General features: G+C 61.6%; 8 protein-coding genes. All 8 read right to left on the bottom strand.

The window, feature by feature from the left end; all coding sequences use genetic code 11:
* Positions 1-30: 30 nt before the first annotated feature.
* Complete coding sequence (locus AC245Y_RS21535) at positions 31-8550, bottom strand: glycoside hydrolase family 94 protein (protein WP_017995522.1); 8520 nt, start codon at positions 8548-8550, stop codon at positions 31-33.
* 574 nt (positions 8551-9124) lie between these two features.
* On the bottom strand, positions 9125-9289 hold the full coding sequence (locus AC245Y_RS21540; protein ID WP_003543858.1) for a hypothetical protein: 165 nt from the start codon (positions 9287-9289) through the stop codon (positions 9125-9127).
* A gap of 126 nt (positions 9290-9415) precedes the next feature.
* Positions 9416-9604, bottom strand: coding sequence for a hypothetical protein (locus tag AC245Y_RS21545; RefSeq protein WP_012759460.1), 189 nt, complete (start codon positions 9602-9604; stop codon positions 9416-9418).
* Positions 9605-9767: 163 nt separating this feature from the next.
* Positions 9768-10517 carry an ABC transporter ATP-binding protein gene (locus AC245Y_RS21550; protein ID WP_012759461.1) on the bottom strand — a complete coding sequence of 250 codons (750 nt, stop codon included), beginning with the start codon at positions 10515-10517 and terminating at the stop codon, positions 9768-9770.
* On the bottom strand, positions 10514-11347 hold the full coding sequence (locus AC245Y_RS21555; RefSeq protein WP_012759462.1) for an ABC transporter ATP-binding protein: 834 nt from the start codon (positions 11345-11347) through the stop codon (positions 10514-10516). The genes AC245Y_RS21550 and AC245Y_RS21555 overlap by 4 nt, the downstream gene beginning before the upstream one ends.
* Entirely contained in the window at positions 11344-12279 is a 936-nt protein-coding gene (locus tag AC245Y_RS21560; protein ID WP_017995523.1) for an ABC transporter permease, read from the bottom strand. Before AC245Y_RS21560 ends, AC245Y_RS21555 begins: the two co-directional genes overlap by 4 nt.
* Positions 12276-13343: an ABC transporter permease gene (locus tag AC245Y_RS21565; protein WP_017995524.1), complete on the bottom strand. Its 1068-nt coding sequence runs from the start codon at positions 13341-13343 to the stop codon at positions 12276-12278. Before AC245Y_RS21565 ends, AC245Y_RS21560 begins: the two co-directional genes overlap by 4 nt.
* Positions 13344-13361: 18 nt before the next feature.
* Positions 13362-15005, bottom strand: coding sequence for an ABC transporter substrate-binding protein (locus AC245Y_RS21570; RefSeq protein ID WP_017995525.1), 1644 nt, complete (start codon positions 15003-15005; stop codon positions 13362-13364).
* Between the last annotated feature and the right edge of the window lie 18 nt (positions 15006-15023).

Raw genomic sequence — 15023 nt, forward strand, 5'->3', positions numbered from 1 at the left:
TCGCCGTGTTTTTCAGCGTGGAGAACGCTGTTATCCGAGCGGATATCCCTCTTCGGGATCGGTGACTTCGCAGCCGTTGATTGCCAGAGTGTAGCCGCTGTCATTGGACGCTTTTGAGACCGAAATGCGGTATTTCCCGCCGCCTTGCTCCACCTCTGCCGCAAAACCGTCCCATTTCGACGGGAGCGACGGGCGCACATAGAGCCGACCATCCTTCAGCCGGATACCGAGGATGCCCTCGACGGCGGCGCGGTAGAGCCAGCCGGCTGACCCGGTATACCAGGTCCAGCCGCCGCGTGACGTATAAGGCTCGTTTCCGTAGACGTCGGCCGCCACGACATAGGGTTCGACGCGGTATTGCTCCGCTGAAGCCTTGTCGAGCGCATGGGTGATCGGATTGAGGATCTGGAAGCAGCGGAAGGCATCGTCGCCCCGCTTCAGCTCCGCCAGCGCCATCACCACCCAGGTCGCCGCATGGGTATATTGCCCGCCATTTTCACGCACACCCGGCGGATAGGCCTTGATATAGCCGGGATCCCTGGCAGAATTGACGAAAGGCGGCGTGAACAGCCGGATGATGCGGGCATCCTCGTCGACCAGTTGGTCGAGCACAGCCTCCATCGCCGTGACGGCGCGGTCCGGATCGCCCTCGCCCGACAGCACGCTCCAGGACTGCGCGATCGAATCGATCCGGCATTCCGGGCTTTCCCTGGAGCCAAGCAGTGCACCGTCGTCGAACGTGCCGCGGCGATAATAGCCGCCATCCCAGGCCGCAGTTTCGAGCGCCTTCTTGAGCTCAGTAAGATGCGCCGCCCAGCGCTCCATGCGGGCCGTGTCGCCACGCTCTTCGGCATAGGGAATGAAGGAGCGCAATGCGCCCGCCAGAAACCAGCCGAGCCAGACGCTGGTGCCGCGCCCGCCGATGCCGACGCGGTTCATCCCGTCGTTCCAGTCGCCGCCGAGGAACAGCGGTAGGCCGTTTGCCCCCTTGCGAGCGATGGCAAGATCGAGCGCCAGCGCCGCGTGTTCGTAGACGCTCGCCTTGTCCTCGGAAATTTCCGGCTTGTAGAACGAGTCGTGCTGGCCTTCGAGCAGTGCTGGCCCTTCCAGGAAGGCGATCTCCTCATCGAGGACGTTTTTGTCGCCGGTGACGCTGCAATAGTGATGGATCGCGTAAGCGAGCCAGACGACGTCGTCGGAGATCAGCGTGCGCACGCCCGCACCCGTTCCCGGCAACCACCAATGCTGTACGTCGCCTTCACGGAATTGCCGCGAAGCGGCATTCAGGATCTGCCGGCGGGCAAGCGAGGGTTCGTGCAGCACGAAGGCCAGCGTGTCCTGCAGCTGGTCGCGGAAGCCGAAGGCGCCGCTTGCCTGGTAGAAGGCGGTGCGGGCCATGATGCGGCAGCCGAGGCTCTGATACGGCAGCCAGGTGTTGACGAGATTGTTCATCCCGCGATCCGGAGTCGATATCTGCAGCCTGCCGGTGAAATCCCGCCAGAAGGCGCGGTTTGCCTCGACGGTCTCGTCGAACGAAGCCTTGCGGATATCGGCGATAACAGTCCGCGCTTCTTCTTCCGTCGGGGTATCGCCGAGGAAGAAGGTGAAGTCGCGCTCCTCGCCGGCACCGAGCTCGATGTCGATAGCAAGCGCCGCGGCCGGATCACCGTCGAGTTCGGTCGCGCCGGAAAGGGCGGCGGCGGAAATGACGGCCTGCGGTGCCTGGATCGTCCCCGCCTTGCCGAGGAATTCGCGCCGGCTTGCCGAGAAACTCGAAAGCGTCTCGCTCGCCGCGAAGAAGGCAGTACGGTTGGAAAAATCGATGCTGTAGGGATTGGTGGCAAATAGCGCCCCCGTCTCCTCATCATGGCTCGACAGGATGAAAGGCACCGTGCGTCCCGGATTGCTGCCGAGGATCCATTCGACATAGCCGTAGAGACGCAGCTTGCGACTGGTCGAACCGGTGTTGCGCAGGCGCAGGCGTTGCAGTTTCACCGGCTTTTCGCGGTCGATCGTCTGCGTCAGCTCGAGCGCGATATCGTGCTGAACGCTGGAGAAGACGGAATAGCCGAGCCCGTGGCGGGCTTCGAAACGGATGTCCGGACGGCGGGAAAGCGCTGCGAACGGCGTCATGACAGCACCGCTGTCCAGATCGGTGAGATAGAACGCCTCGCCCGAACGGTTGACCACTGCATCGTTCGACCAGGAGGTCAGCTGATAGTCGCGCGAATTGACGCTCCAGGTGAAGCCCGAGCCCTCGGCCGACACGTGGAAGCCGAAGCTGTCGTTGGAAATGACATTGATCCAGGGCTGCGGCGTCGCATGACCTCCAGGCAGCCGAACGACATATTCGCGTCCGTCGCGGGCAAAGCCGCCGATGCCGTTCCAGAAGTCGAGATCGCCTTCCTCCTCGATGACGACGGCGGGCACGACAGGTGGCGGCACCGGCGCAATACGCTTGACGGGGGCCTTGTTGCGCTCGGCCCGTTCCATCTCCTGCAGTTCCTCCTTCGAGGGTGCAAACAGCGCGACGGCGCGGTTGATCTGGTCGACCACCTTGCCGTTCTTGGTGTGCAGCGTGACGCGGGAAGCCGCGATCAGCGCATGATAAGTGGCTTCCTCCATCAGGTCCTTGCGAACCGCAAAGATATGCTGGCGCAACCCGTCGGCCTGGCCCATGCGACGTACGTTTTCGCACATGGCGTCAAGCGCATGCTGCATGTCCTGCGCATAGGACGAAGCGCGTTCGTTCATGATGACGAGATCGGCGGTGACGCCGCGCGAGCGCAGATATTCCTGCGCCAGCAGCGCCTCGCGGGCGATGTCGAGATCCATGTCGTCGTTAATGCGCAGCGTGAAGATCGGGAAGTCACCGGAGATTGCCAGCGGCCAGAGCGCTGATTGCGACTGCAGGCCGGCCTCGACGGTCGCCTCGTCCTTGCGCAGTTGCATATCAGGATAGACGAGATAGCGTCCAAGATGCTGGAAGGCCGCCGCCTGCTGGGAGGTGACGCCGACATGGCGCATCTGCACCTGCGTGCGTGTCCAGGCCTGGACGAGCTCGTGGGTGAAGGCGTCGGGATGACGGTAGCGATTGACCGCCTTGTCGACTTCCTCGCGGCTTGGCGCCGCAATCGTCCAGAAGATCACGCTGACTTTCTTGCCGGCCGGTACGCGGACGGTGCGACGCAGCGACATCACGGCATCGAGCATGAAGCCGTCGCTGCCGGAAAGCGTAGCGCCCGGGTCGAAGGCGGCCGCATCGGCAAGACTGCGGCCACGGCCGATGAACTTGCGCCGGTCGGTCTCGAATTCGGTATGGCGGGTGTCGCCGGCATTGTCGACGATCAGATGTGCGATGCTGATGTTCGGCTCGTTCGGATCGCGCTTGTTGCGTTCGGCACGGATGACGTCGCCGCGCTTGCCGATCTCTGTCTTGACGAACATGCGGGCAAATGCCGGATGCGCATTGTCGGTATCGTCGGAGGTGATCACCGGCTCGAGATAGGAGGTGACCTCGATGAAACGGTCTTCCGTGCCCATGTTGAGCAGCGTAACACGACGGGCCTCGGCATCATGCTCGGTGGCGACGATGCACTCCACCTCGCTTGTGAGGTCGCCGACAATCTTGGTGAACTGCGCCTTCTCGTCGGCGAATTCGACCATGGTCTTTTCGCCTTCGACGCCCTTCGGCTCTGATGTCGCCGACCACCATTCGTTGGTGGCGGTATCACGCAGGAAGATGAAACTGCCCCAGCGGTCTTCAGTCGGATCAGGCTTCCAACGGGAAACGGAAAGATTGTTCCAGCGGGAATAACCGGCGCCCGTCGCCGTCAGCATCACCGAATAATGGCCGTTCGACAGGAAGACGAGTTCGCGGTCGCGCGAAGCCGGATCGCTGATCTTCCTGAGTTCCGGCCGCAGGAGATCGTCCTGGATGCTGGCGGGCGTATCGGATTCGTGCTTGCCGCTCATGACGGGAATGTCGCGCGGCGCCTTTTCCTGCAGCAGCAGTTCCGCCGCCTCGATGACAGGATCGGCGTGGAAGAGTTCGCGCAGATGACCGTTGAAGGCGACATTGGCAACCGCCGCGATCGACATGCCGTGATGGTGGGCATAATAATTGTAGACCACCGCGCATTTCTTGCCTTCCGGCACGCGCGTCGGCGTGAAGTCGACGGCGTCGTGGAAGCCGAACTTGCCGAGTGCGCCGAGCTTGCGCAGCCTCTGCAGGTTTTCCAGCGCAGCCGGCGGATCGTATTGGCTGGCAAGCAGCGAGGCATAGGGCGCGATAACGGCATTGTGGCCGAGACCGCGCTTCAGGCCGAGCGTCGGCACGCCGAAATTCGTGTACTGATAATTGAGGTTATGGTCGCGGGCATTGAAGGCGGCTTCCGAAATGCCCCAGGGAATACCGAGCTTGCGGGCGTAATTCATCTGCTCGACGACGACCAGATTGTTGGTCTGGTTGAGAATACCCCCGCCGCGCTCCTGCATGACGAGCGGCGGCATCAGATATTCGAACATCGAGCCGGACCAGGACACCAGCGCACCGCGCGAGCCGACGGGCACGACCTGGCGGCCGAGGCGGTACCAGTGTTCCGTCGGCAGGTCGCCCTTGGCGATGCCGAAGAGGCTGGTCAGGCGGCATTCCGAGGCGAGAAGGTCATAGCAGGCCTGATCGAGTTCACCGCTTTCGACGCGATAGCCGATCGACAGCAGACGCCGCTCCGGCCGGAACAGGAAGCCGAAATCCATCGAGAAGGCGAGATCGCGCGCCTTGTCGCGCAACGCCACCAGGCGCGGCCTCAGCGCATCGACTTTGGAAAGGTCGAAGGTGCTGTCGGAAATATGCGCCTCGCAGACCTTCACCAGCGATGCCGCCCATTGGGTGACCTCTTCGCTCTGCTTCGACTTGACCTCATGGTCGAGATTGGCGGCGAGCTTCTCGATGTCGCGCGCGAGAACCGCAAGGTTGATGATTCGGATCGAGGCAAATTCGTGCTCGCGTTTGACGGCGGCAAGCGCGTTCTGGAAGCCAACGATGCGCTCCTCCAGGCGGCGGCGCAGCGGGCGCACGGTCTTGCGGTCATCGGGCAGGTCCGCCAGCACTTCGCGGAGAATGCCGGCCGTGTCGCCGACGCCGTCGAGATTGCCCTGCATATGAGCGGACGGCGCCTCGGCCCAGTTGCGGCAGGCCGACGAAATGGCGATCAGATGGCCGGCGAGATTGCCGCTGTCGACGGCAGAGACGTAACGGGGCCCAAGCGTCTGCAGCGTATCGGTGTGGTACCAGTTGAACAGGTGACCGCGGAATTTCTCCATTTTGTCGATCGTCGCGATCGTCTGCTCCAGCCGCTCGAGCGTCTCCTCGAAGGAGAACCAGCCGAAATGCCGGCCGGAAACGACGGAAAGCAGATAGACGCCGATATTGGTCGGCGAGGTGCGCGCCGCGACGATCACATGCGGCGTTTCCTGGATATTGTCAGGCGGCAGATAGTTCTGCTCGGCGGTCGTGAAAGTTTCGAAATAACGCCAAGTGCGCCGGGCGATCTTGCGCAGTTCGCTCGACACGGAATCGGCGACCTCGAGCCGGTCCTCGGTCTCCGCCGACTGGCTGACATACCAGGCGACAACAGGCGACAGGATCCACAGCAGCGCGAAGGGAATGCCGACGAGGAAGGCGTTGTCGCCGGGAAGAGCGGCAAAACCGAGCGCCAGCAGCGCCAGCGCCGGTGCATGCCACATCGCCTTGTAATAGGAAATCAGCGTGCCCTGGCCGCCGGCCTGAACGCTGGCGGCGGTCCGCCACTGCAGCATCAGCTTGCGGCTGACGAACAGGCGGTAGAGCGACCGGCCGATCGCATCCGCCATCATGCAAGCCGAATCGGCGATGAAGACGATGCGCAGCGCAACCTGCGCATTGGCAGCCGTGATATCGGCCCAGACCGTATAGAGATGGGCGCGGGCGATGATATCGCTGGTGCGCGGGATGATGCCGTTGATGAGCGATAGCGTCGGCGCGACGAAGAGGCAGAAGATCAGCAGAATCTGCCAGATGAGCGCGCCGAGCGGACCCATGAAATACCAGCCGAGCACGGAGGCGAAGAACCAGGCGATCGGCGTCAGCGAGCGGCGCAGATTGTCGAACATCTTCCAGCGGCCGAGTGCCGTGACGCCATATTTTGGATTGAACATGTAGGGGAGAAGCTGCCAGTCGCCGCGCGCCCAGCGATGCTGGCGCGAGGTTTCCACCTCGTAGCGGATCGGGAAATCCTCCACCAGTTCGAGATCGGTAACGAGCGCGCAACGCGCCATCGAGCCTTCGAGAAGATCGTGGCTGAGCACGGAGTTCTCGTCAATCCGGCCCTTCAGCGACGCTTCGAAGGCATCGACATGGTAAAGGCCCTTGCCGGTGAAGGTGCCTTCGCCGGCGAGATCCTGATAGACGTCGGATACGGTGAAAACGTAAGGATCGAGGCCGCGGTTGATCGAAAAGACGCGCTGGAAGACCGACGCGTCCTTGCCCGTCGTCAGCGACGGGGTGACGCGCGGCTGCAGCACGCCGTAGCCACTTTCGACACGGCCGGTTTTCGGATTGATCACCGGGCGGTTGATCGGATGATAGAGCTTGCCGACGAGCTTGGTGACGGCATCGCGCATCAGGCGTGTATCGGCATCGAGCGTCATGACATATTGTACATTGGCCGGCACGGTATTGGCACCCGGCAGATAGGTCGTGTCGCGGTCGCCACGCAGAAGCATGTTCAGCTCGTGCAGCTTGCCGCGCTTGCGCTCCCAGCCCATCCAGACGCCTTCCGAGGGATTATAGAGGCGGCGGCGATGCAGCAGATAGAAACGCGTCTTGCCGTCATAGGCATAACGGGCGGAGAGATTGGCGATCTCGCGCCTGGCATAATCGAGAACCTCGAGATCGGCAGGCGTTTCCTCGACCTCGCTGTCCGGCCAGTCGCTGAGCATCGCGAAATAGATCTCGCCGCGCGGATTGGCGAGATAATGGACCTCGAGATTGCGCACGTGGTCGTCGACGCTGTCGCGGTTCGAGATCAGGCAGGGCACGACGAGCAGCGTGCGCGCATCTTCCGGAATGCCGTCCTTGAACTCGTAGCCGACGAGGCGCGCCGGTGTCACGAAGAAGGAAAGCAAGGTGTTGAAGAGACCTGTCGCCCCCTCCGACGCCGGCACCGAGAACATGATCAGCAGCAGGGCGATTTCGACCGCCCCCATGCCGGCATTCGCCATGAACTTGCCGACGATTGCCATGGCGATGACCGTCAGCAGCATGACGGGCACGGCAATCGCCAGCCAGTTGAACCGGCGAACGGCGCGCACGAAATGCTGGGTGACCGTCGGACGATAGTTCGCCCGCGCCTCGAGCTTCGGCCGCTGCGCGCCCGACAGGAAGCCGCCGACATTCGGTTCATGCGGCTGCGGCTCGTCGGAGGCCTTGGCGGCATCGGTCATGTCGAGCGCCAGCTGGGCGATTTCCATTTCCGACAGCGGCGAGCGCTTGGCCAGCTTCTCGATCTGCTTGCGATATTTGTTGCGCGAGCCGGAATCGAGGATGCCGTAGTCCGAATGCTCCCAGAGCAGCTTGTCGACATGGCTGACCTGCTCGACCCAGACCGACCATTCGGCATCATCGATCTCGCGAAGGCTGCGGATGATGTTGCCCATCGTCACATTGCCGGACGAAAGCCGGCTGTGTTCGGCCGTCGTCGCCTCTTCGGTGTTGCGGCCGAGCTCTTCCAGCCGCTCGTCGAGCCAGGTGATCGCCAGGCTCGACGTCTGCGAGCCGTCGCGCAGGCGATAGAGGAACTGCGTCGAGAAGGTATTGTCCTCGGCAAGCGGTTCCAGCGTCTTTAGATAGGCGGCCGCCCCGGCTGGGTCGGTCAGGCGCACCAATTCGTCGGCTGCCTCGTTGGCGCGGCGGCGCAGCCGGCGGCTGGCTTCGACACGGCTCGAAATGCGGCGAAGGTTTTCGACGAGCACGTAGCGCACCAGAGAGGGCAACGCCCAGAGTTCGCCGATCCTGAGCGTCTCGCTGGCCTGGAAGCCATCGACCAGCGCCGTCAAACTTTCCTGCGAGATCGTGCTGTGGGTATGGGCGACATAGAGCCAGGCAAGCACGAGGGTGCGCGGCACCTCGACGCCACCGACGACCATGGTCGGCAATTCGCGGTAGAAGCGGCGGGGAAAGTCGCGCCGCACCTCCTGGATCGCCTCTTCGACGATATAGTGATTGTCCAGCAGCCATTCTGCCGCCGGCGTGATCGTCTCGCCGGCCTCGACGTCGGTCGCCGTTGTCCGGTAGACGCGCAGGATTTCCTTCTCGTTTTCCTTATGGCGCGCGAAGAAATCGAAGGGGGCGAAAGCCGGCAGCTGGTCGACGCCGTTGCGGGCGACCGCATCGCCCATCGCCTTGATGTCTTCGATCGACAGATAGGTCGAACGGATCGAACCATTGTGATCGATCTGCTTCATATCGGGTTCGCGCGGAAGGCTCGGAGAAAGATGAGAAATAGACATGGGTTCGGTTCTGGATCCAAACGAAGTTATGGCTGTTTTGCTCAGCCTTTTGCACTGCTTATCATGACTGCTACATGAACGGAGCCCTATTCTTCAAAGATCGATGAAGCCGGGGTGAACGACACTCGGGCCAAGCGATGCAAACGGGCCAAGCCCTGGTTCAGGACGTGGCCCGAGGGGATCGAGACCATCGATACCCTCTCCGCGAAAGCTATGTCGGAAATTTGGACACTATCGGGATAATTCAAGTCAAGAGGCGTTCGCCACTCGCCCGGCGGGCTAGCGTGGGCGGTCGGAATGACGAAAGTGCCGGCACCTGGTCCCGGCGATCAACGGCTTCGATTTCAGAAAAAGGAAAGAAGAATCGCCGGATCATGCGCCTGCCGGCGAATTGGGCCGGCTTGCGCGCCACGCATGAGCAAGTTCGCCGTGGCGCGCTTTGGATGGCGTGAAAAAGTACAGAAGAATGATGATGAAGAGTCTCGGAAAACCGAGACAAATTAATGTTCCGGAATTCAATAAAGGCGGAAACCGCCGCAGCGCCGGCACCTGCCGACGCTAGTCATCCGCCGGATTACCCGACGACGCCGCAAACCATGGCTACGACGAACAGGAATGCTGCGGTGAAGATCGCGCCATGGAGCATCGTCTGAAGCCTGTGGCGCGTGGTGAGCGGCTTCTTGGTCGGTACGGAACCATATTGGTTCACGTGAGCATGCGAAATACCCAGATCTGCCATATGTCGCCTCCGTTGTTCTCGTTCGGCCGGTTGTGCGGCTCGCGCTTATATTCGTATTTTGTCTATCAGTAGGTAGAGATAAATTTCCGTCCAGGGCGAACGAAAGAGAAAATTCAACCAGACCTTTTAGCAGAGCGTGCGCCATGCCCAGATCAACGAGCGCTCGACAGCGTTCTCGGTCTGGGGCGGGTTGGAGGAAGTCTCGATCAGCCGACGGTCCTTTTCCGCAGGAATGGATGCCGAAATCTGTTCCCGGCAATCGGCTTTAACAGGAGGATCGAGGTAACCCATGGTCATCCCACCGAGAAAGAACATGCAATCAACCTCCATCGATCACGAAAGCTAACAAACGTTAACAGGATCATGACAGAAGCAAGGCAGCTGTCAATAGTCTAGTTGAATGGTCGTCTTTTAGGAAACCATTATCCTTAACACCGCCGCCGGTCTTTTCTTTTCAAAGGTTTGAAAAGATTGGCTTTCACGCTTTGACGAAACCCTTGCTCGCGATCATCAAATTTCTCGTATAGTCCTCGTGAACCGCGCCTTCTGCCAGTGCCTGTGAGCTCAGCCGCTCGACGACGGCGCCGTTGCGCATCACGGCGAGCCTTTCACACATATGGGTGACGACACCGAGATCATGGCTCACCATAACAAAGGTAAGCTTGCGGTCGCGTCGGATCTCTTCCAGCAGGTTCAGCACCTCGGCCTGCACCGAGGCGTCGAGCGCCGATGTCGGCTCGTCGAGCAGCAGGATCGACGGTTCCACGATCAGCGCCCGGGCGATCGCCACGCGTTGGCGCTGGCCGCCGGAGAGCTGGTGCGGGTAGCGGAAACGGAAACCATTGCCGAGGCCGACCTCGTCGAGCGCTCGGGCGATGCGCTTCTCGCTGTCGGCGATGCCGTGGATTGCAAGCGGTTCGAGCAGAAGCCGATCGATCGTCTGGCGCGGATGTAGCGACCCGTAAGGATCCTGAAAGACCATTTGCACGCGCCGGTAGAAGGCCTTGCTGCGCTTCGAACCTTTCAGCGGCTCACCATCGATGTTGATCGCCCCGCCGCTGATCGGTGCAAGTCCGGCAACGGCTCGCAGCAAGGTCGATTTTCCCGAGCCGGACTCGCCGACAAGACCAAAGGATTCGCCGCTTTCGATGGCGATACTGACATCCTTCAGCGCATGAAAATGGTCGTAGACGACGCTGAGATCGTCGATATCGAGAGCTGCGCTCATGCCGCCCACTCCGGCTTGCGGTCGAGCACCGGCAGCGGATGGCGGTTTGCACCGATCTCGGGCATGCAGTTCAGGAGCCCCTGCGTATAGGGATGCTGCGCATGTTTGAGATCGGCCGCCGCCAGCTCCTCGACGACCTTGCCGGCATACATGACGATGACGCGGTCGCAGAAGGACGAGACCAGCCTCAGATCATGGGAGACGAAAATCAGCCCCATGCCGCGCTCGGACACCAGCCTGTCCATGATCCGCAGCACGTCGAGTTGCACCGTCACGTCAAGCGCCGAGGTCGGCTCGTCGGCAATCAGCAGTTCAGGCCCGGCAATCAGCATCATGGCGATCATCGCCCGCTGCCCCATGCCGCCCGAGACCTCGTGCGGATGCAGGTCGAAGACACGTTTCGGATCGCGGATCTGCACCGCTTCCAGCATGGCGAGCGCGCGCTCGCGCGCCTCCGCCTTGCCGACCTTCTCATGCGTGCGCAGCGTTTCGCAGATCTGCCGTCCGATCGACATGACGGGATCGAGCGAATATTTCGGATCCTGCAGGATCATGGCGATACGCTTGCCGCGCAGCCTGCGCCTTTCGCCGGCAGACGCATTGATGAGATCGATGCCGTTGAAATTAAGCCTGTCGGCCGTAACGATACCGTGTTTCGGCGTCAGGCCCATGATTGCCCGTCCGGTTTGAGACTTGCCGGAACCGGATTCGCCGACGATTCCGAGCCTTTCCTTGCCGAGCGTGAAGGAGACGCCGCGCACGGCCTCGATCACGCCGGTGCGCGTGGGGTAGCTGACTTTGAGGTTATCGACCGTCAGAAGCGTCGTCATTGGCCGCTCTCCTTTGGATCGAGCGCGTCGCGCAAGCCGTCGCCGAGGAGATTGAAACCGAGGCTGACGATGAGGATGGCGATGCCGGGCATCGCTGCGACCCACCATTGATCGAGGATGAAGCGCCGTCCCGAGGCGATCATCGCACCCCATTCCGGCAGCGGCGGCTGCGCCCCCAGACCGAGGAAACCGAGACCGGCCGCCGTCAGGATGATGCCCGCCATGTCAAGCGTCACCCGCACGATCAGTGAGGAAATGCAGAGCGGCATGACATGACGCACAATAATGCGAAGCGGCGAGGCGCCCATCAGCCTCACCGCCGAAATATAGTCGGAACGCCGAACCGTCAGCGTCTCGGCGCGCGCGATGCGGGCATAGGGCGGCCAGGAGGTGATGGCGATGGCGATGATCGCGTTCTGGATGCCGGGACCGAGGGCTGCGACGAAGGCGAGCGCCAGCACCAGCTTCGGAAAGGCGAGGAAAATATCGGTGATGCGCATCAGCGTCGCATCCACCCAGCCTCCGGCATAACCGGAGACCGTGCCGACGATCAGCCCGACCGGCGCCGAGATGACGGCGACGAGCACGACGACGAGCAGTGTCAACCGCGATCCGTAGATCAGCCGCGAGTAGATATCGCGGCCCTGATCGTCCGAACCGAGCCAGAATTCGCCCGTGCCGGGTGGCAGCAGGCGGGCATTGCGAAGATCGCCGACAACGGGGTTATGCGTGGCGAGCACATCGGCAAAGGCGGCGATAAAAAGCAGCGCCACGATGATCAGCAGGCCGACAACGGCGAGCCTGTTGGCCGTGAACTGACGCCAGGTGACGTAGGTGCGGCCGAGGCGGGCCTGCAGGCGCGATTGCGGCCGGTCGGAAAGCAGCCATTCGCGGCGGCTCATTGGTTGGGATGGGCTGGCGGGAACCGTCATCGGTTTCGCGTCCTCGGGTCGAGCGTCCGGTAGAGAAGATCGGACAGAAGGTTGATGCCGATAAAGACCGTACCGATGACGATCGTGCCGCCGAGCACGGCGTTCATGTCGGCGTTCTGCAGCGAATTGGTGATGTAGAGCCCGATGCCCGGCCAGGAAAAGACGGTCTCCGTCAGCACCGATCCTTCGAGCAGGCCGGCATAGGAAAGCGCAATCACAGTGACGAGCGGCACGGCGGCATTGCGCAGCGCATGGCCCCAGATCACCCGCGTTTCCGAAAGCCCCTTCGCGCGCGCGGCAACGATATATTCCTGGGAAAGCTCGTTCAGCATGAAGCTGCGCGTCATGCGGCTGATATAGGCGAGCGAGAAATAGCCGAGCAGCGAGGCAGGCAGGATGATGTGGCGGAAGACATCATAGAAGACGTCCCATTGCCCCTGCCAGGCACTGTCGAGCAGGTAGAGGCCGGTGATCGGCGTGAACGTATATTCGAAGACGATGTCGATACGGCCGGGAAAGGCCACCCAGCGCAGTTGCGCATAGAAGATGACGAGCGAGATCAGCGCAAGCCAGAAGATCGGCACCGAATACCCGACGAGACCGACGACGCGCACCACCTGGTCGGCGATGCTGCCGCGGCGCACCGCGGCGAGAACGCCGAGCGGTACGCCGACGAAGGCGCCGATGAGCGTTCCGAGCGTCGCGAGCTCGATTGTCGCCGGCAGCACACGGCGGATATCAACCATCACAGGATTGGTCGTCAGCACCGAATTGCCGAAATCGCCGGACAGGATGCCTTTGATATAGATGAAAAACTGCTGATAGAGCGGCAGGTTGAAGCCCATTTCCTGGCGTACACGCTCGACGACATGGTTGGGCGCGCGGTCGCCGAGAATGGCGAGCACGGGATCGATCGGCACGACGCGGCCGATGAAGAAGGTCACGGCCAGAAGGCCGAGATAGGTGGTGACGGCGGCAAACAGAAACCGCCCTAGCGCCTTTGCAAAGGCGCCGGCCCGGCCCTTTCGGGGCCGCGCCGCCTGTGTTGTTTCGACGGTGCTCAAGCGATTAATCCTGCCGGACTATTCCTTGGCGATCGGACCGACGAAATTGGTGTCGAAGCTCGGACCCAGCTTGAAGTCCTTCACGCTCTTGCGGTAGCCGGCCACCTCGGTCTGCTGGAAGATGAAGACGAAGGGGCTGTTTGCCAGGTACTTCTTCTGGATGTCCTGATATATGGCGGCGCGCTTGGCGGCGTCGCGTTCCAGAAGGGCTGCCTTGGCTTGCTTGTCGAGCTCCGGCGCTTCCCAGGTGTTGCGCCATGCGAGCGTCTTCACCGTGCCGGCATCGGAATTATCAGGATTGCCGGTAAAGGTGTCGGCATTGGAATTCGGGTCGAAATAGTCCGAACCCCACTGGCCGATATACATGTCGTGCGTACGGGCGCGGTACTTGGTCAGCGTCTGCTTGCCGTCGCCGGGGATGATTTCCATCTTCACGCCGGCCTGCGCCAGCGTCTGCTGCATCGATTCGGCGATACCGGTCACCGGCTGGCTGTTGCGCACGTCCATGGTGATCGAGAAACCGTCGGGTACGCCGGCCTTGGCCAGCAGTTCCTTGGCCTTGGCGACATCGAGCTTGTAGGGGTTCTCATCGAGTGCGCCGAGCTGACCCTTCGGCAGGAAGGTCTGATGGATCTCGCCGATTCCCTTGATCAGCGTTGCGCCGATCGCATCGTAATCGACCAGATATTTGAAGGCTTCCTGGACTTCCGGCTTCTTCAAGTTCTCGTTCTTGTTGTTCAGGCTGACATAATAGATCGTGCCCTTCGGCGCACTGGTTGTCGCCAGATCCGCATTCTTCGACACGGCGTCGATGTCGCCCGGCTCGAGGTTGCGGGCGATATCGATGTCGCCGGCTTCGAGCGCCAGCCGCTGGGCAGCGCTTTCCTTCATATAGCGATAGATGACGCGGTTGAGCTTTGCCTTGTCACCATAATAATTGTCATTGCGCTCCAGCACGACGACTTCGTTGGCGCGCCATTCGCGCATCTTATAGGGGCCGGAGCCGGCATAGCCGGTCTTCAGCCATTCATTGCCGAAGTCGTTGTCGTATTTGTGGTCGGCATCGGGCGTCACCGCCTTCACATGCTCCAGCACCAGCTTCTTGTCGACGACGGAAGCGACGGTTGCCGTCAGGCAGTTGAGCACGAAGCTCGGCGCATAGGCCTTATCGACCGTGAAGACGAAAGTGCCGGCATCGGCCGCCTTGGCTTTTTCGGCGACGTTGTCGCCGGTCAGACCGAACTGGGTGAGGATGAAGGCTGGGCTCTTGTCGAGCTTGACGGCACGCTCGAACGACCAGGCGACGTCTTCGGCGGTGATCGGGTTGCCGGAGGCGAATTTCAGGCCTGACTTCAGCTTGAACGTATAGGTAAGGCCGTCATCGGAAACGCTCCAGCTCTCGGCCAGATCGCCCTTCACCTTGGACGTGTCGTCCATGTCGAGACGGACGAGAAGGCTGTAGCTGTTGGTGGTGATTTCGGCGGTCGAAAGCTCGAAAGCCTCACCCGGATCCATCGTGATGATATCGTCGATGGCGAAACCTTCGACCAGCGTATCCTTCGGTGTCTCGGCAAAGGCCGAGGGTGCCGCCATCATCAGGAGCGAAAGAGCGGCTCCCGCGGAAAGCAGGCGAAAATTGCGGCTGAGTTTGGTCATCATCATGGTCTGTTCCCCTGTTTT

This window comes from Rhizobium sp. SRDI943 (assembly GCF_057653695.1).

Bases quoted from the DNA above. Each gene is read 5' to 3' on its own strand.
- AC245Y_RS21535 (WP_017995522.1), bottom strand. From the start codon at position 8,550: ATGTCTATTTCTCATCTTTCTCCGAGCCTTCCGCGCGAACCCGATATG.
- AC245Y_RS21540 (WP_003543858.1), bottom strand. From the start codon at position 9,289: ATGGCAGATCTGGGTATTTCGCATGCTCACGTGAACCAATATGGTTCC.
- AC245Y_RS21545 (WP_012759460.1), bottom strand. From the start codon at position 9,604: ATGTTCTTTCTCGGTGGGATGACCATGGGTTACCTCGATCCTCCTGTT.
- AC245Y_RS21550 (WP_012759461.1), bottom strand. From the start codon at position 10,517: ATGAGCGCAGCTCTCGATATCGACGATCTCAGCGTCGTCTACGACCAT.
- AC245Y_RS21555 (WP_012759462.1), bottom strand. From the start codon at position 11,347: ATGACGACGCTTCTGACGGTCGATAACCTCAAAGTCAGCTACCCCACG.
- AC245Y_RS21560 (WP_017995523.1), bottom strand. From the start codon at position 12,279: ATGACGGTTCCCGCCAGCCCATCCCAACCAATGAGCCGCCGCGAATGG.
- AC245Y_RS21570 (WP_017995525.1), bottom strand. From the start codon at position 15,005: ATGATGATGACCAAACTCAGCCGCAATTTTCGCCTGCTTTCCGCGGGA.